17 protein-coding genes are annotated in these 16,317 nt (G+C 45.7%); all 17 read right to left on the bottom strand.

What is annotated here, in order from left to right; translation table 11 throughout:
• Nucleotides 1-66 precede the first annotated feature (66 nt).
• Nucleotides 67-618, bottom strand: a complete 552-nt coding sequence (locus tag A6E01_RS19290) for a hypothetical protein (RefSeq protein WP_065211122.1) — start codon at nt 616-618, stop codon at nt 67-69.
• Between the two features lie 68 nt (nt 619-686).
• Complete coding sequence (locus A6E01_RS19285) at nt 687-1,646, bottom strand: hypothetical protein (protein ID WP_065211121.1); 960 nt, start codon at nt 1,644-1,646, stop codon at nt 687-689.
• 119 nt (nt 1,647-1,765) lie between these two features.
• Complete coding sequence (locus A6E01_RS19280) at nt 1,766-3,076, bottom strand: toprim domain-containing protein (protein WP_065211120.1); 1,311 nt, start codon at nt 3,074-3,076, stop codon at nt 1,766-1,768.
• Nucleotides 3,077-3,132: 56 nt separating this feature from the next.
• Nucleotides 3,133-5,022, bottom strand: a complete 1,890-nt coding sequence (locus tag A6E01_RS19275; RefSeq protein ID WP_065211119.1) for a vWA domain-containing protein — start codon at nt 5,020-5,022, stop codon at nt 3,133-3,135.
• A gap of 180 nt (nt 5,023-5,202) precedes the next feature.
• Nucleotides 5,203-6,531 (bottom strand): TraU family protein, encoded by a 1,329-nt coding sequence (locus A6E01_RS19270; protein ID WP_065211118.1) that lies wholly within the window; start codon nt 6,529-6,531, stop codon nt 5,203-5,205.
• Entirely contained in the window at nt 6,528-7,001 is a 474-nt protein-coding gene (locus tag A6E01_RS19265; protein WP_065211117.1) for a DUF1525 domain-containing protein, read from the bottom strand. The genes A6E01_RS19270 and A6E01_RS19265 overlap by 4 nt, the downstream gene beginning before the upstream one ends.
• Nucleotides 7,002-7,009: 8 nt before the next feature.
• Nucleotides 7,010-7,522, bottom strand: coding sequence for an OmpA family protein (locus A6E01_RS19260; protein ID WP_065211116.1), 513 nt, complete (start codon nt 7,520-7,522; stop codon nt 7,010-7,012).
• A gap of 2 nt (nt 7,523-7,524) precedes the next feature.
• Nucleotides 7,525-10,362 carry a conjugative transfer ATPase gene (locus A6E01_RS19255; protein ID WP_065211115.1) on the bottom strand — a complete coding sequence of 946 codons (2,838 nt, stop codon included), beginning with the start codon at nt 10,360-10,362 and terminating at the stop codon, nt 7,525-7,527.
• Nucleotides 10,362-10,760: a hypothetical protein gene (locus A6E01_RS19250; protein ID WP_065211114.1), complete on the bottom strand. Its 399-nt coding sequence runs from the start codon at nt 10,758-10,760 to the stop codon at nt 10,362-10,364. Before A6E01_RS19250 ends, A6E01_RS19255 begins: the two co-directional genes overlap by 1 nt.
• Entirely contained in the window at nt 10,760-12,196 is a 1,437-nt protein-coding gene (locus tag A6E01_RS19245; RefSeq protein WP_065211113.1) for a TIGR03752 family integrating conjugative element protein, read from the bottom strand. Before A6E01_RS19245 ends, A6E01_RS19250 begins: the two co-directional genes overlap by 1 nt.
• Nucleotides 12,193-12,996, bottom strand: a complete 804-nt coding sequence (locus tag A6E01_RS19240) for a TIGR03749 family integrating conjugative element protein (protein ID WP_065211112.1) — start codon at nt 12,994-12,996, stop codon at nt 12,193-12,195. Before A6E01_RS19240 ends, A6E01_RS19245 begins: the two co-directional genes overlap by 4 nt.
• Entirely contained in the window at nt 12,996-13,667 is a 672-nt protein-coding gene (locus A6E01_RS19235) for a DUF2895 family protein (RefSeq protein ID WP_065211111.1), read from the bottom strand. Before A6E01_RS19235 ends, A6E01_RS19240 begins: the two co-directional genes overlap by 1 nt.
• Nucleotides 13,654-14,031 (bottom strand): DUF3487 family protein, encoded by a 378-nt coding sequence (locus tag A6E01_RS19230; protein ID WP_065211110.1) that lies wholly within the window; start codon nt 14,029-14,031, stop codon nt 13,654-13,656. The genes A6E01_RS19235 and A6E01_RS19230 overlap by 14 nt, the downstream gene beginning before the upstream one ends.
• Before the next feature lie 2 nt (nt 14,032-14,033).
• Nucleotides 14,034-14,378 (bottom strand): DUF2976 domain-containing protein, encoded by a 345-nt coding sequence (locus A6E01_RS19225; RefSeq protein ID WP_167714340.1) that lies wholly within the window; start codon nt 14,376-14,378, stop codon nt 14,034-14,036.
• A gap of 188 nt (nt 14,379-14,566) precedes the next feature.
• Nucleotides 14,567-15,595: a type II secretion system F family protein gene (locus A6E01_RS19220; protein WP_065211108.1), complete on the bottom strand. Its 1,029-nt coding sequence runs from the start codon at nt 15,593-15,595 to the stop codon at nt 14,567-14,569.
• Nucleotides 15,596-15,603: 8 nt separating this feature from the next.
• On the bottom strand, nt 15,604-15,918 hold the full coding sequence (locus tag A6E01_RS19215) for a hypothetical protein (protein WP_065211107.1): 315 nt from the start codon (nt 15,916-15,918) through the stop codon (nt 15,604-15,606).
• Nucleotides 15,905-16,213, bottom strand: a complete 309-nt coding sequence (locus A6E01_RS19210; RefSeq protein WP_156744643.1) for an RAQPRD family integrative conjugative element protein — start codon at nt 16,211-16,213, stop codon at nt 15,905-15,907. The genes A6E01_RS19215 and A6E01_RS19210 overlap by 14 nt, the downstream gene beginning before the upstream one ends.
• Between the last annotated feature and the right edge of the window lie 104 nt (nt 16,214-16,317).

Here is a 16,317-nt window from a genome sequence, read left to right as displayed (position 1 = left end):
TCATAGCTACTCGAACAGTAGAAATGAACAAGCCCCATCAAAAATGATAGGGCTTGGCATTTACTTTTACTTCTTAGGCGGTCGCTCACCAGATGACCAGCTTTTGTAAGAATTAGAAGGCGAAACCTTCTCTTCCACTTTAGCCTTTCGGGAAGTTCGACGTTTGCGCATAAGGTCTCTACCCCAACCCACAAACGACATTGCTTCAACCGATGTATCACCAGCTTTAGACTGACTGTTTTCTACAGCTCCCTTAGCTACTTGCCAAGCATCCAAAGTTTCACGTACTTGCGAACGCAAAAACTCAGGAATAACCGTAAACATCTTACGAACAGGAATGCCGCTTAATGCACGGCGCATTTTCATGTACGGAAGTGCAAACAAGGCCAATACCTTAAAGAACGACCAATACAACACCAGTACAGCTAGCACCGGAAGCACTACGACTCCCACCGTAACTGCGATCTTAGCCCATACAGATAGACCCAAGCTGTCATAGTGACTAGACATTGACAGGTAAAAACCAACAATACTGTTAAAGATACCGTTAGCTAATTCCATGGCAGCGCTAATGATCGCCCAAACCACATCCGCGATGTAGATAAATAATTTATCCATTTACTTTCCTTACTTTGCATTAGAGATATCCTCTCGCGAGGGTAAAGTATGCCCACTGGACATAACCTCTAACCGAATAAGGCAAACCCTTTCTTAATTAAACGGGTTGCTGTTTCTTCAGCGTACAACGGCCTAAAACCTAACACGATAAATGTTGTTGGCCTGGCCGCTGTTGGAATTAAATCCACAAATGTCGGTGGATTCTCGGACAGTAGACTCTTCGCCTTCTTCCCAAATTTGTTTCGCAACTTAACCAAGTGAGGATTGTCACTCTCTACATGCTTGGTTGCCTTTAACACCTGCTCATGCACTGACTCGTAAGGGCGAGCATAAACCTGCCCCTTAACCTCAATCAGTTCTTTCACCAACGGCATTGCAAAAAACTCTTCTACCGTCCTATATGTAATTTTCAACCTGCCCAGATCGGTGTCAATATTCAAACGACGTCGAACATAATTACCGGACACACGACCAAACGCTGACAATCCATCTTCATCTCGCTGACCTTCTTTGACCCAACCTGAATCAGGATCGGATGAACCAATTGAAACCCCATAGAAATACGCAGCAGCAAAATCAAAATGCGCCAAAAGATAACTCTTACCATCACGTTGAAGAGCCTTAGTCTCATACGGGTCCTTAGCGACGAGTGAACGCGCTAAAGGTTGAGATAAGGCCAATTGAGTCGCTATCTTCGGAGGCCTTCCACTTTCACGATCCATACCAAAAACATTAACGCCCGCCTGGTGATACAAATATACCGCTGCTACCGCTTCAGCGTAAGCTGGCATATCTTCTTCTGATACCACCTTTCGTGAAACCAAGACATCCAATCGACCAACCCCAGTCTTAATCTCTTCTGGATAGTGCTTATTTCGTTTCGAACCGAGATAAGAGAGCGTTTCTTCGCAAAGCTCTACACGCCAGTAAACCGGAACCACATAGACTGTTGGACGACGATCACCTTCGCGAATGACATCTCCGGCTACCACCTCAACTATGTGCTTTTGCGCTTGATTCTGTTCCATCTCTAATTATCTCGATTAATTCGGACTATAAGTACCCATCATTGCTAAAAGCTCTATTACGCAGAACCCTTAGAAATAACAGCGACACCTTCAATTGAAGGGTCGCTATCTTTGACACGCTAGTTATTGGCATAAACAGACCAATCTTTAACAGACGAAGTATTAGTGAAATACTGAGGCAACTGACTAACTCCGTGTGAATTCATCACATCAAGCCAGTCTATCCCCTTTCTCGCACTTGGCGGAATGGGAACTTGTATCGCCACACGAACCACAACAATACCCTGCGGGGCTAAACGCTCTCTCAAAGCATCCGTCGCTCGCTCTCCTGTCTCCGATCTATCTTTATCCTCGAGCACTAGCACCACCTTTACCCCTTTAGGAGGACAAAAAGCAATAATGCCATTCGCATTAATAGTACAAGCACATGAGGCATCAGTATAAGGTCTGACTGAAGCTAATGTCTCAAACCCCTCTGCAATCGCCATGATCTCAGTCGGTGGATCTAAGTAGTTTGCGCCTCCACCTTCATGAGGTATCGACAACTGCAACTTAGAACCTAACCCTTTGTGGTGTGGCTCGAATCGCAATTTCTGACCCTGTTGAGTCAAATATATACGCTGTATCGAGTAACCACTAAAGGCCTGTGAGCACCTCACCAACTGCAAAATACAAGGGTATGAACCCATATGTATTCGCTTTGGCAGCACCTTGGTTTTAGGATCATGATAATCTATCTTCTCCATCACACCACTTTGCTTACAGCACTCAAAGATCTCAGCATCATCAGAAGACAACTTGCCGTCTCGTGGCTTCTCAAAAGTCACAATATACGGCACGCTTGGATGCAAAAACAGATTGTTCGGACTTACGGAAGAGAAGGATTTAATCCCTCTATTCCCGAGATACATTAGACCAACCTCTGAACCTGGCGCGCCAAACTCGACGGCACCTTTACACAGGTCGTTAATCATACCCCTTTTCCACTCAATCCGTCTTTGTTCCTCTTCTGGACTGATAGCCGTCACCTTTGGCTCAATCCGCTTGATTGGCTTGGTGGCTTTCGCCTTTTTACCATTCCACTCAAAACCGATATAGCCTTCAACCATCTTAACGGCATCTGGAAAACTTAAGCCATTAGCTAGTCCGACAATACGAAAACCGTCCCACGACTTTTTTCCGTTTTCATCACCAACCCCTTTGGCAAAGCATTTCCAACAACGTCCACAGCCATGCACATCAGCACCCTTAATCAGATAGAAGTCAGGCTCTCCGCACTTTGGGCAAATGTCCAAATTGCGTGCACCTTTACCATTATCATGACCTGAAATGCACTTCTCTAGATTTGTCGTCCCAGCCAGGATTGAAAACCAGCCAAATCGAGCAATCAGATCGGCCCTTGCGTTGTTTCTTTCGGTATAATCTACCATCGTTTCTTCCTTATCATCGATTAAGATAAATCAGCGGCCCGAAGACCGCTGCTTGGTTAAACTGCAACTGCAGTCTTACTTACTTCTAGCAATGACCGTGACAACTCACTCTGATCAGTAATCTGCACAAAACCAGTTCCAAATAATGCACTCAACGCTGCATCATAGGACGCGTTCGTTGACTCACCATTTAAGATCTGAATGCAATACACTCGCCCACCTGTTTCTTTGTGAGCCATTACTGCTTCTCTGGTTTCTATAAAGCCACACGCCGCATCGTTAGGGTAACCATCAGTCACAATGTAAATGTCCCCCACCTCTTTATCAGAGAGAGCTACATCCGCCATCGCAGACCACAACCCACTTGCCAACGGTGTACCACCTGCCGGGCTTATCGCCTCAAAGCGCTCTACCATTTTTCGGGTAACCTTTTCACGCTCTTCCTTTACGCGATGGACAATACGGTTTCCTGTACCGCCAAACGTAAGACAACTCGTAGACATCCCATCTATGGCGTTTAGACCACCCAACAAAGCATGACAAGCACGAGACGCACGAGCAATCAGGTTACAAGAAGACATTGACGCAGAGGTATCGAGCAACACAACCGAGTGACCATCCACTCTTGTGTTTCCCTTTGAGAACAACGTCCGTGAAAAGACACGCACATCCCCTTGTCTCAAACGAGCAACACGCTTTGTATTGATGCGCTTACCATTACGAGAAATTTCTTTCTTCTTCGAAAGTACAAACTGACGATGTTTCATCAATGCACTCTTTACTCGCTTTTGCTCTGACATATACTCACGAAGAGTATTTCCCGACACAAAAGCTTGCCTCTGAAGACCTGTTACTGCTGGCGTGTATTGAACCCGCTCATCATCAACTTTTTCTCGCAGTTGAACCTCTAAGTCCGGACTGAGCTTATTGACTTCCTTTTTGAACTTATCAAGCAAACTATCAGTATCAGCATTGGCATTTACCGCTTCGACCAATATTTCGCTCTCGCTGTCCATCAATTCTTGCGGTGTTGGGACTGCTATCCCATTTTCCGCAGCAATAGCCTCACTATCGGGTGCTTGCTCACCACCAATCAGATCACCACCAGATGATTGACTGTTTTGCGAGCCTACACCTTGCGCCTCAGAACTCTCGCCCTGCTGATCACCCTGTGATTGCTCATCACCTTCCGATCCGTCACCTTGAGAATCAGCACTCTCTCCCTGCTGCTCATCCAGTGATTGCTCATCACCTTCAGACCCGCCAGCTTGAGAATTATCACTCTCGCCCTGCTGATCATCCTGTAGTTGCTCATCACCTTCCGATTCGCCACCATCAGAATCCTCATACTCACCTAACTCCACCGGCAAATGACCCATAAACTCAATCATATACTCCGACCAAGTTACGGAATCTCGCGTCACTGAAAGCTTTGGAACTATGGATAGAAGCGTACGCATACGATTAAAGCGCGCCACCCCCAACAAAGAACGTAACTTTCCATCAAAGTCACGAGTACATCGCCCATGGTCATAATTTAATGACGCACAACGAACATGGTGATAGATATACCCCCTCACAAAATCACAATCTTCCAACTCAAAGAACGCACTCTCATCAAATGTTTGACGAGAAACCTTCTCATAACTAGATCTCATACCAGGCCACAACTCCTGCCACTTCCTATCAAGACGAGTACTCTCCGCCCAGAACGCAAGTTGCTTTTGTTGCTCATTCTGTAATTTGTCTAGCGCCGTGAAATTGGACCATCTCAGCTTCGAGGCTTCTTTACCCAAGTAAGTAAATGACAAGTATTCCGAACCCTCCACAGGCTTTGGAATCACCACCTGTTTCATATCACTATGAACCTCATCACCAACTTTTAAGCTAATACCCTTTATTTTGGTAAAGGTATTAGCAAACATTGCTAACCGATATAACTCCATTTTTTGCTCCTTGCCTACTTTATGTAGCATTGAAATAACCACTATTGGTTTTCGCTATCTAGTACGCCAAGGTCGAGGCAGGTGCGAACATCTATCACCACTAATGAAAACGCCCCTAAACGCAAAGAGCGAGCCAAAGGCCCGCTCTTCTTTATTCAATACTTATGAATTCGATGTTACTTATAAATTCCCATCTCTCAACATGACATTAGTTAAGAACTTATTCCCTCGCTTTCGGCAACACCTGAACGCTCTATACCCTTTAAAAGCAGCACTCTGAGCAGCGTTACCATCCATGAACCTCTTCATATCACTATCAAACAAAGAGTTGCGATTCTTATAGCGAGTACACATCTCACCTTGAAATGGGTAGATCATCTGCAGTTTCTTCTTATTTGACGTTTCCGATGTAAGATAACCATCTCTCTGCCAAGTGCTTGAAGCCCACTTATCCATCGTATTGGAAACATGAAGACCAGCTGTACTCGTATACTCATCGTACGACGTTACAATATCAAACCCTCGATACGCTGCTACCACACTAGCCTTGAATGGGTCTCGTTGTTGAATATACCCACTTCGTGGGAAAGTTGAGCCATAGCCCGAACCTATATCATCCCATGCCAATTGCTTTACGCCATAAGAGCCCATCGACAACACTTCACTCGTTGCCATCCAACGCCAAGACAGCACATCTTGAGATGAATGAAAGTAAGGCACCCAAGGCATGTTGCTGGAGCTACACCAGGTGTTAAAAGTGATCAGTGACATGTATGCATCAATGGCCAAATTCTCAGGACTACCCATCACCATGACCTCTTTGAAGACATAGCCGGACTCATCGAATGATGTGTCTGATGAAGCCTCACCTTGCCTCGGTTGATCCTTACTTGGACTGTAAAGTAAGTCACCCAACCACGATATAAAGTTACCTAGACCGGTCGCAATGTTACTTGCTAGTCCACCAACCATTGCTGATGTAGGAGATGCCTTATCCTGCGTATCAGTTGAGAAAATATCTCCAATCTGAACATCTCGAATTGTATTCCTGACCTCAATATGACTATCTCGCGAGTAGTTTTCTTGTATGGTCGTGAAGTACAACTTTGGCCACCAACTTGTCTTCAAGCTGATGCAAAAACCTAAAATACGATGATCTACACAGTCCAAGAAATCCAATGGAGACGCCATCGTATCTATAGCTAGCATCAATTCATCTTCTATATCCCAAGGATCTTTTTGTTGACGAACCTGAGCCTCAGTCAACGCCCCTTTGATTTCGTCTGGTATCGCTTCTTTTACATCCGACGCCGCATCCAATACAGGAGCAAAACGCTCTTCCATCTCATCCTTGTATTCCTTAGCCTTCTCTAGATAACCATAGAAATCACTATCTTTTAATTCCTGAGCCTTCTCAAGAACATGAGCATAATCCAGCGCAGCTACAGAAGACACAGTACAAAATGACATAAGAACCGCTACAGCAACTCGACTCTTCAGCTTCATCATAAGTCACCGTCCTCTTTATACTTCGCCCACTGGAAATCACGAATTGCCTTGCTAACAGACACACCATAAGCAACAAACTCTCCATCGATAACAACTGCAGGCAAACGCTCAACACCATAAATACGAGCTAGCGCCGTAGAGTGTTGAGATTCCATAATATCAGGGGCTATTTGAAGCAACTCAGGAACTATATTTTCTTTGGCAAATTGATACACCGCCTCATCACCAGCGAGAACTACGCTTTCTGGAATTGACCTCTCCAACTCAGCTACTCTTGCCATCCCCGCATCCAAACGAAGCACATCGAACTCAGCTCCGCGAGCCGCATGACGACCACTTCGGATCTCTCGCTCACTGGTTGAGTCTGATACAAAATATATTACTCGCTCAGGCCAATAATCCTGAGGTGCAGCATTCGCTGTCGAAACCGCCAAAACTGACAACAAACCAACTAAACCAATGAACGTCATGACAACCCCTAAAAACGCATTTGTGAGAATGTAATCTCGATCTCTACTCGACGATTACACGCCTTTCCTCGCTCACTTGCATTAGTACACTTAGGAACCTCCGCAGCTTCGCCTTTCACGGTAATACGGTAAGGGTTTACATATACAGCCAACAGTTGCTCCACAACCGTGTTTGCACGCTGCAATGACAACTCTTCATTTCGAGTGGCACTGCCGGTTGAGTCAGTATGGCCATACACGTTTATCAACGATTCATTGTGCTCATTCAGGTATACACCAAGGCGCTTTACCCTATCTCGGACTGAACGAGTCAAAGTATGACCTCCAACTGCGAACCCCTTATCGGTAGGGATAGTTACAACAATCGAACCTTCTTCCTTTGTGACATCAAAACCAGAAAAATGCTCTTGTATCACCTCATACTGGTCGTCCAAATATACTTGCGGATCATACGCCGTTACAGTTGATGCCATCGCACTCGCGCTAAACAGAACACACAAAGAAACTATAAACTTATTCATTATTACGACTCACTTTCTAGACCGGGAAATTCAAGCACACCTGGAATTCCACGTGCCTTGTCTAATTTACTCGCGACCATGTAAGCCGCCTCCAATTCACAACTCAACGAGTGCTCTTTTTGCAAAGACATTCGCTCTGCCTTTTCCGCACTCTCCGTCATAGCGACGGCCAACATTAGACTCGGTGGAACAAACCTCATCAGATATTCATTCTTGTCTGAGATGATGACACCTTCGGTGTACGCTCGAGCCTGCTTGGTTGTAGATACAATCATATCTACCTTTTCATCTGATAATTCTCTATATTTAGCAACAAGACGCGCTTCACTGACCGTCGTATTCAAGCAGTAGAACCACTCGAGCATGCTCAACAATTTTTCGGCCTCACCCGAGCAGTCAGAAACATTCTGGCTGGCCAGAATACAGCTTATCCCCAGCTTACGAGCTGTCTTCACCTGCCTAACAATCAACTGTGAAAGCATGTCATTCGACAATAGTAAGTGAGCCTCATCCGTCATAAACACAACATCTCTTTCGTCATACTGCGTACTTTCGCCAAGTGCAGTGATCATCTGTGAAAAAGACGTGTAGAACGTATTCAGTAGCGGCCTATTTGACTCTGCAGAAAGCGTTGCCAAGTTAATCAAAGTAACATCAACATCCGGCCACTCTTCGCCAGGACGATTGAACAACTGACCCGCAAAACCCGTGGTATACCCCTCCATAGCTTGACCCATTTCCATAAGCACCTCTTTTTGACGAGGACTCATTTCAGGCTCTTTCGCCATCAGTCGAAACGTATCAATTACATCCTGTGTAATTGTCGGCTTTGCCTTACCCAACCCTTCTGAGAGACCCGCATCACGGTTACGACGGGCAGTTTCAATAAGAACCTTTCTTACCAAACTCTGATCGCCCTTGTTATATCGCTCACGTTCCTTCGGGTCCGAGCCTGTAATCATTAGGAAGGCAAGTAACTCAAGCTCACCTAATGTATCGACACCACCATGATCAATAGCGCTTTCATCTTCATCGTTACTGGCGCTAACCTCTTCCGAGTTAACGTCGCCCACATGCTTATCAATATCTTCATCATCCAAGACACGATCAATTGACGCAAACGGTGCGACCGAAGGGCAGTTGCCCTTACTCAAAACCATTTCTTTTACCGACAAACCCTTAGCGCGCCAATCCTGGGCTGCCACAGAGAATGAATTTCCATACTCCACTATAAAGAGCCGATGGCGCTTCATCCCAAGTATTGAATAGGCTATATTGCACAGGCTGACTGACTTGCCACTGCCTGGTCCGCCAACGACATAACCCATTGAATTTTTTGATTTTTCTTCTGGATTGAACGGGTCTACAAACATCGGACTACCGCCCCGATTGAACCCAAATATCACTGGATTGCCACTGCCCTCAGAGCGACCAAACGCAAACGATAGGTTTGCTGAATGTTGCGCTAGCATCGAGCGCAAGTAGTATCGCTTCTTGTCTTCCAGTGGGTGAAAATTCATTGGCAAATGCACTAGAAAAGCATTCAGACCCAGCGAGTCAACATCGTCTTTATAGAGCACCACATTGTTATTATTCATTGCAGTGATCACTCTACGCTGACTCTCATCTAACTCATCTAGATCATCACCACTGATGTAAGCACCCATAGTCACGAGCACCTTCATTCGAGCACCCGCTTCAGAATTTCTCATTGCCTGAAGATCGGCTAACTTGCGCTCACTTTCTGCAGTAGCACCATTTGAGGACTTCATAACCTTTTGCATTCGCAATTCAAACTCAGATTGAGTCGTAATCACCACAGTCTTAGTTAGCACCGTCCCCTTTGGCATTGAATCACTCATACAGCGCACGGTGGTACTGCCGGCTGCACCACTCGCAACTTCACCCGTTAACTGACCAATACGAGGGGCTTGTCGAAGACCGCCAAACCTCAGGAATCTGGTTGGTTTACCATTGAAATACCAGCAGTTGTCTTCAATACTGGATTTTGGGAAATCCACTAACAATGATTCCGATATCTGACCCGAAATAATTTCAGGATCAGGCTTTGTCATTGCTTTGTAGTAATCCGCCTTTGTCTTAAAGCCCACCGTGTCAGGCTGTGGGTTAAAGAAGGCAAACAACCACGCATAAATATCATTAAATGAATCCCTTACAACGCTAACGCCAGCTTGATTGAACTTCATCTTCAAGCTTTCAAAAACCTGATTGACCTCTCTGGCAGGGTCATACTTCCCACTATCGATTAGTCTTGACTCAGACGGCACCACACGGCGATATATAATGTATTTGGTCTTAAGTAACTTAAGACCCCATTTTTCACCTGTAACTTCCTTATCGGTGAAGATACCTCCATCCACTGCACGTAACCCCTCTAAATGGTGACGCACCATTTTCAGATATTCGTTAGTGAACTGTGTCCCCTTGGCTATAGGCGCTACATAGTCTTCCATTCTGGTCATAATCGATTCAACAGATGAGTCATCGTAGATGAACTCCTGTATAACCCACTGCCCCTCAGAATCACCCTTTGCATCAAAGGCCATATAGAGGTCTTCTAGCATCTCTCGCATCTGACAGAGATACTCCGTTGAACGTCCCTCAGTGGAAATTGTTTCTATGGTGAAACTCAACGCTCTCGAGACTCCATCCTCAAGAATGAAAGTTCCCGTTTCAGAATCGAAGCCATTGTATGGCAACTTCGCAGCGAACGAAGGCAGATCACGCGTATACAACTTCGCCAGATCCTCCTTACTAAATAGTTCATCTGCGCCAAAGAATTCTTTTACTGCATCTACACCCGCACCAAACGCACTCATTAGTTAGCCCCACTCAACGACAACTCACCTGGTAAAGCATAATGATCGCGGTCGTACATCTTGAATTCACTCATCCATGCCGGCTTCGGCATACCACCCTTACTCTCAATCTGTGGCGCAAAGTAAATATGCAAAGTGGGATTCGGAAGCAAACGGTAACTAGCATGACCTACATGATTCACCACATGATTAACTTGGAGTAACTCAGCTTCACTTGCCGGCCTAACCAAAACTCCACGAGCAGAAACCTGCCCCGCTCCTCCGCCCGACGTTCGCTGCATAACCTCCTTCACCGTTACGTCCGACTCTGGGATTATTTGATTCTTCTTCGCCCCACTGGAACATGCCGCCATCAAAGAAACACACAACACTACTAACAAACACTTAGGAAACTTCATTACCTTACACCCACACTTGAACCATGATTCAACCTGCGACCATTCACTCGATAGTCAATCTCTATCGTTCGGTCGAACTGCACACTAAACTTCTCGCCAACAGGAATAAACACTGCATCAAACGCACCCTGCTGCCTCTCTTCCAACCAGTCAGATAGTTCATTGATTGACCCAGATAAGCCTTTAGCTCCTGCATACTTCAACTCGGAACCCGTAAGCGAGGTTGATGCATTATCACCAGACCCCGTCGTAGTTAACTGACCTGCCGCCAGTGACTCTCCAATACCAACAGCTGTAGCCATCAAACCTTTCTTCGCTAGGTATTCATCTACATTCGTTATGTAGTGACCACTAATACAAGGCACACCATATTCGTCGGTGATGTAACCATAAGGATCTGCTGAAGAAGCCGTTTCTGAATGAATCGTGCCATCCATAAAGATGTACGTTAATGAATCTATAGAACCTCGACTGCACTTCATTGTGAAATCGCCTGTTGCCGTTCCGGAAACGACAATACTGTGCAAGTAAGGCATGTGATGCCCATTTGCGGCCAAATTTTCAGAGCCAAGTGTTAATGAATACCTGAACGGATCTACCACTGTCCCTGCCTGTGGCACACGCCCAATAATCGCAGTTACATTCGTTACCTCAGTAAATATTGAGTTTGGCGGTATGGTGTAAAAAGGTATTTGCGTTGGTTCTTCTTTGGCCGCCGATACAAGCTCCGCTTCAGTCTTCTGAGCATTCAATGCCTGACTTGGGAATGTAGTAACTGCATTACCGTTACTGTCATAAGTAACCTGCGCATCTGTAGGATCCAACCACACAAGACCGTCATCATTAGCAAACAATCCACCCTGCCCAGGCAATTTCAATGAAGCACCGTCCGACACTCCTTCACTGCCCGACGGCTTCAAGTTCGTACCTGGTAGCACTAACTTTGGAATTAAATCTCGATACGAAGGACCTGACGCCCGCTCCCCCTCACTCTCTTCGCGAGTTACTGCTGGCAACTGCGCTGGCAATGCTGATGACTCAGATAAGCCGTCAGAGACGCTTCCTACCTCAATCTCAACAACCTGAGCTCTAAGCAGTTCCATCTCTTTTTTCAAGGCATCCAACTCTGCTTTTGACGACCCATCACCAACCACTGAACCCTGCTGCTTTCCACTGACTTCTACACTAGTTTGAAGCTCTCTAAATTGACGCTCCAACTGCAGATATTGCTGCTCTTTTTGCCTATTCTCTGCAATCAAAGTCCTCAGCGTATCTGACGTCGAATCACTAATAGCACCAACACTGTCATTCACCCCAATGAATGACGGTTCCTGCACACCAGATTCCTTTGGTGAAGAATCTCCACCCAAAACCGAATATAAGATCAACCCACAACAAACGAGTGACCCAACAGACAAAACTACTTTTTGATTCATTTGGTATAAACCTCGTACTTGTGCAGTGGCTCTTTCGTTACCAAGTAGATCAAGGTAGTGTCATCCAACCCACCACGAGAACCAACCCAAGGATGCTGTGACGACACCGCCACCACATCGGGGTATACATCTGAATAGCGAATGTATTGCTTACTTGCCGTAGTATTCTTTGCCTTTATAGCTGTCAGGTAGTAGTTGACCGTGCGGTACTGCTTCAGAGGTGTTAACTCATACATACCAGCAGATACACCCATGAACATCAGAGATATATCCAACTCTCCCAATCCACTCATATCCGTTACCGATACACGCGGATCTAGCACCTTCAAACGAGTGGGAGCATAGCTATCCTGAGAGGCATAACGAACCAGATCCTGCACTGACACATCCGCAGACGCTAAGAATCTCTCCTGCTCGACAGCTGTCTGTTGCGCATACTGCATTTCAGAGATCACCTTCAGCGACTTTAATTTCTCGGCATCGCCCCGCTTAGAAGCAACTACATCTAGAAATACTTGCTCTCCGGTTGCTATGTACTGAACGATAATGCGTGACTTTGGAAACACAGATGAAGCATTTAGATAGAGAACACCTCCTGCCGATGTCACATGCAAATGCTCACGCAATGCAGACGGCAACCCAACCGACACGTCATCCCCAAAATAGACGAGTCGCTCTTCACCAACATGCAATTCCGTTACTATCGGACGCTTATCCCAGACGACAAATTCAGTGCCAGCCGTAACCAGACAAGAACCAAACGCTACTAGCGCAACAATCAAAAACCTTACTGAAGACATCAACCATTCTCCGCCAATAAACGTGGCTCATCTTTAAAGCCCACAACTTGCATACCTATCGCGTTGCGATTTGGAGTAGTTTCCACTCTCTCTACCAACAGAGAGTATCGAACCTTCGAATTTTTTACTCGAGTTCCCAAATACCACTCTTCATCCACCACATCGAGATAGACCACCCATGAATTCGCTGTGACCGGAACCACACGTTGCTCAGCCTCTGCCATTGTCCCAGGCACCAACGTCAATCGTCTTTGCCTATCCAGTGAGCCGTTTAGACGCTTTCTAGCGTATTCACTTCGCATAACAGATAGGAATGAACGGGAGAAATATTCACGATAAACCTGCGTATTACGCTCTGCATCTGCGTCACCAGACGTCATCCATGTATTGAATTCGATCCACAAGTACGCAGTGTTCGTAAAGACATTTGCCTTTCCTACCTCACCAACTTCCATCTCCGCCCCAAAAGATAAATCTGGTGGTATATAGACCGTGATTCGCTGTAGCGCTGTCACATTCGCATAGATAGACACACACAAGGTCAAGCAAACAAACAACAGAGCTACTCGCAGTGTTGTAATATGCTTTGCCACTTCATCCTTTGCTCGAACCATTGACGCAGGCAAAGCACCTGACTTCCCAGCGGCCTTACTTTTTTTATTTTCGCTCATTCAAAACATCCCACGCGGTGGTCTCGACAAAACCGAACTTAGCTTTCCAGCCGAGGACTCCCCTAATCTGCAACCTTCTTCTCAGGTCACTCCAAATCATGTAGGACGGCCTACCCTTTTTAAGAGTCTCCGCCCTAGCCGCCGCTAACACCCCAAAGACAACCCCAAGAGCCATCGCAGCTATGACGCCAAATATTGATTTACCTAAAATCAACGAAGACAATGGTGACAAAGGAATTACAAATGCCACCGACGCCCCACAAATGGTCGCAATGAACTCAAAGTTAGTGAAACCGAGAAATGCGTTGGGCACAAAATCCAACTGATCGATCACGACATTGACAGTACCTTCGTCTTTAGCCATACTTATGAACCACCTAACGTTGAACTACCTGCGTTAATCAATACGAACACAACTGTCATAACTATGCCGCCAACTGCAGCGATCGTGGCCACATCTCCCAATTCCTTCTTACCTTTGTTGTACTGCCAGAACGCCGATAGAACGGCAAAAATGACAACCAGAAAAATCGCACCACCAATCACAGTCGTACCTGTTGTGTACGAATCTTTGAAAATCTTACTGAACACGCCCAAGTAATCGTGATCTGGTGTCGTATAGTCAGGATTCACGTTTCCAATAGGGTTAGCACTCACCAAAGACGGAGCCATCGTCGCCATAACTCCCAACTTCAGGAACAACTTTTGCATGCTTTCTTTCATATCTTTAACTCTCTATATGTTGTTTTACTCATAAGACGAATATGCTTACTAGCTACCGATATGAGCACTCCAACAACACACCAAGTTAGTTACGTTTCTTTTTTGCTTTCCCTCTAAACGACAAAAAGCCCAAGCGCAGCGAGAAACTGCACTTGGGCTTTCTATAATTAATTTTTCTACATAGCCGAACGCATCGTCATTACCAATAACATGATCGAACCAATCAAGAGCAACAACAAAAGCACACTACACGCCATTACCAAAATCTTTGACGTCTTGCCAAACGCTGTAATCTGGCGGGACAACATGCCTGTATGATTCTCCGCCGCTCTAAATAGACGCTCATCATTACCTCCACCAAGCGAACCGGTAATTCTCAGTCTGTTCAACTGCCTAACATGGAGCAATTGAACGTCTAACAAACTACCAATAGACGCCGACCGAGACTCTTCCATCCTCTCTTTGATCTGACCAACTTTCCATTTTTGATAGCGACTTGCTCCACTCTCACAGAACCGCAACGCATCCGCCATAGACTCACCATTTCGCAGCAACGTTGACATTGTGAACATGATTTGAGACGCAATAACATAACGATATTGTGCAAAGAACGGCATTTTATCCAAAAGCTCTCTAATTCCACCGGTACCATTTCGACAGAATGTAATAAACAAAACAGGAGTCGCTATCGCTATCCCCATATACATTAGCCAATTCTCTGCCACATCACTAACAAACAAGTAATAGTTACGGCTAAACCCTGGCCACATATTCATTGGCACCATGTCTTCCAGAGTAGGGAAAATATTGGCCGCCAATGCGATTACTACGCCGAAGATCAGTAAAAACAGCGCTATCGGAGGACCTAAACTCGAAGCAATCAACCCCGCCACACCACCTGTATTCTGAATCGCAGTAACGGCGTTCTTACACCCTCCCGCAAGATCTTCCGCTCGCTCACCTGCTAGCAAAGTCTGAACCACAATGTCAGATACATAACCTTCAAAAGCGTACGCGACCGACTTACCGTTGCCGACCTGATCCAGTAAGCGTTGACCAATATCTTTCTCTGCACCCGCACCGAACGCCACCAAGTCATTAGCAACATCTACTATCGAAGTACCTTCTTTTAACAAGTCCTCAATGTCAGCCAATAAATCTATCTTTTGGCCCGATGACATCATCAGCTTAGCAATTAAACTCATACCTTCACCTACGTCACAAACCAAAGAATCATCATGCACAGAGTCATACAACGGATAAACAAAGTTCCTGCATCAACAAGATCTATCTGACCCTTAACGATAAATGCCAGATACAAACCCGTCATTACCCATCCCATAAACACTAGGACTACTGCTACAACAAACGAAGCTATAGACGTTGAAAGAAAATTAAACGTCCCAGGCCATATGTGATCCCACGCTTGCTGCGCTGAGACTCCACCTGGAGACACAACAATCTCTGCCGACACTAGACCTGGCAGCAACAAAAGCAGACCTGACCACCACCACTTACTTAGAACCATCACCCGCCCCTCGACTAAAGTCTCTTTGTGGAGTTTCCAAGTAATGCTTTATTTTGGCCGATATCAATTCCACATCACCACGCAGAGCTTCATAGTCCATCTGCAAACGCGCCGAAGTGTCTGCAGACGCTTCAGCCTGAACCAACAATGTCTCATTCATCCGATCAAGTTGACTCACGTAGCGCTCTAGTAACGCCCTTTCTTCCCAAACCCCAGCGCTAACTACTGCCGGTAGCACCAATGCAACCGCCGTAGCCAAACTTAACATCCCAAACTTAGAACCTTTCTTTCTCACAACAAATTACTCCACAAGTTTTATGCTCGTGGATACGTGATTCACCAAGCGTAATAACTGCTGTCAGCGTATTTTTCTGGCTCTACTTGATTTTGCGAGACACC

The organism is Vibrio breoganii, from assembly GCF_001677275.1.
In the GTDB taxonomy this organism is placed as follows: Bacteria; Pseudomonadota; Gammaproteobacteria; order Enterobacterales; family Vibrionaceae; genus Vibrio; species Vibrio breoganii.
Note: the sequence above shows the minus strand (reverse complement) of the source record. Positions and strands in the feature narration are given on the sequence as shown.

What these genes read in the sequence shown, in the direction of transcription:
- A6E01_RS19290 (WP_065211122.1), bottom strand. Translation starts at nt 618, where the DNA reads ATGGATAAATTATTTATCTACATCGCGGATGTGGTTTGGGCGATCATT.
- A6E01_RS19285 (WP_065211121.1), bottom strand. Translation starts at nt 1,646, where the DNA reads ATGGAACAGAATCAAGCGCAAAAGCACATAGTTGAGGTGGTAGCCGGA.
- A6E01_RS19280 (WP_065211120.1), bottom strand. Translation starts at nt 3,076, where the DNA reads ATGGTAGATTATACCGAAAGAAACAACGCAAGGGCCGATCTGATTGCT.
- A6E01_RS19275 (WP_065211119.1), bottom strand. Translation starts at nt 5,022, where the DNA reads ATGGAGTTATATCGGTTAGCAATGTTTGCTAATACCTTTACCAAAATA.
- A6E01_RS19270 (WP_065211118.1), bottom strand. Translation starts at nt 6,531, where the DNA reads ATGATGAAGCTGAAGAGTCGAGTTGCTGTAGCGGTTCTTATGTCATTT.
- A6E01_RS19265 (WP_065211117.1), bottom strand. Translation starts at nt 7,001, where the DNA reads ATGACGTTCATTGGTTTAGTTGGTTTGTTGTCAGTTTTGGCGGTTTCG.
- A6E01_RS19260 (WP_065211116.1), bottom strand. Translation starts at nt 7,522, where the DNA reads ATGAATAAGTTTATAGTTTCTTTGTGTGTTCTGTTTAGCGCGAGTGCG.
- A6E01_RS19255 (WP_065211115.1), bottom strand. Translation starts at nt 10,362, where the DNA reads ATGAGTGCGTTTGGTGCGGGTGTAGATGCAGTAAAAGAATTCTTTGGC.
- A6E01_RS19250 (WP_065211114.1), bottom strand. Translation starts at nt 10,760, where the DNA reads ATGAAGTTTCCTAAGTGTTTGTTAGTAGTGTTGTGTGTTTCTTTGATG.
- A6E01_RS19245 (WP_065211113.1), bottom strand. Translation starts at nt 12,196, where the DNA reads ATGAATCAAAAAGTAGTTTTGTCTGTTGGGTCACTCGTTTGTTGTGGG.
- A6E01_RS19240 (WP_065211112.1), bottom strand. Translation starts at nt 12,996, where the DNA reads ATGTCTTCAGTAAGGTTTTTGATTGTTGCGCTAGTAGCGTTTGGTTCT.
- A6E01_RS19235 (WP_065211111.1), bottom strand. Translation starts at nt 13,667, where the DNA reads ATGAGCGAAAATAAAAAAAGTAAGGCCGCTGGGAAGTCAGGTGCTTTG.
- A6E01_RS19230 (WP_065211110.1), bottom strand. Translation starts at nt 14,031, where the DNA reads ATGGCTAAAGACGAAGGTACTGTCAATGTCGTGATCGATCAGTTGGAT.
- A6E01_RS19225 (WP_167714340.1), bottom strand. Translation starts at nt 14,378, where the DNA reads ATGCAAAAGTTGTTCCTGAAGTTGGGAGTTATGGCGACGATGGCTCCG.
- A6E01_RS19220 (WP_065211108.1), bottom strand. Translation starts at nt 15,595, where the DNA reads ATGAGTTTAATTGCTAAGCTGATGATGTCATCGGGCCAAAAGATAGAT.
- A6E01_RS19215 (WP_065211107.1), bottom strand. Translation starts at nt 15,918, where the DNA reads ATGGTTCTAAGTAAGTGGTGGTGGTCAGGTCTGCTTTTGTTGCTGCCA.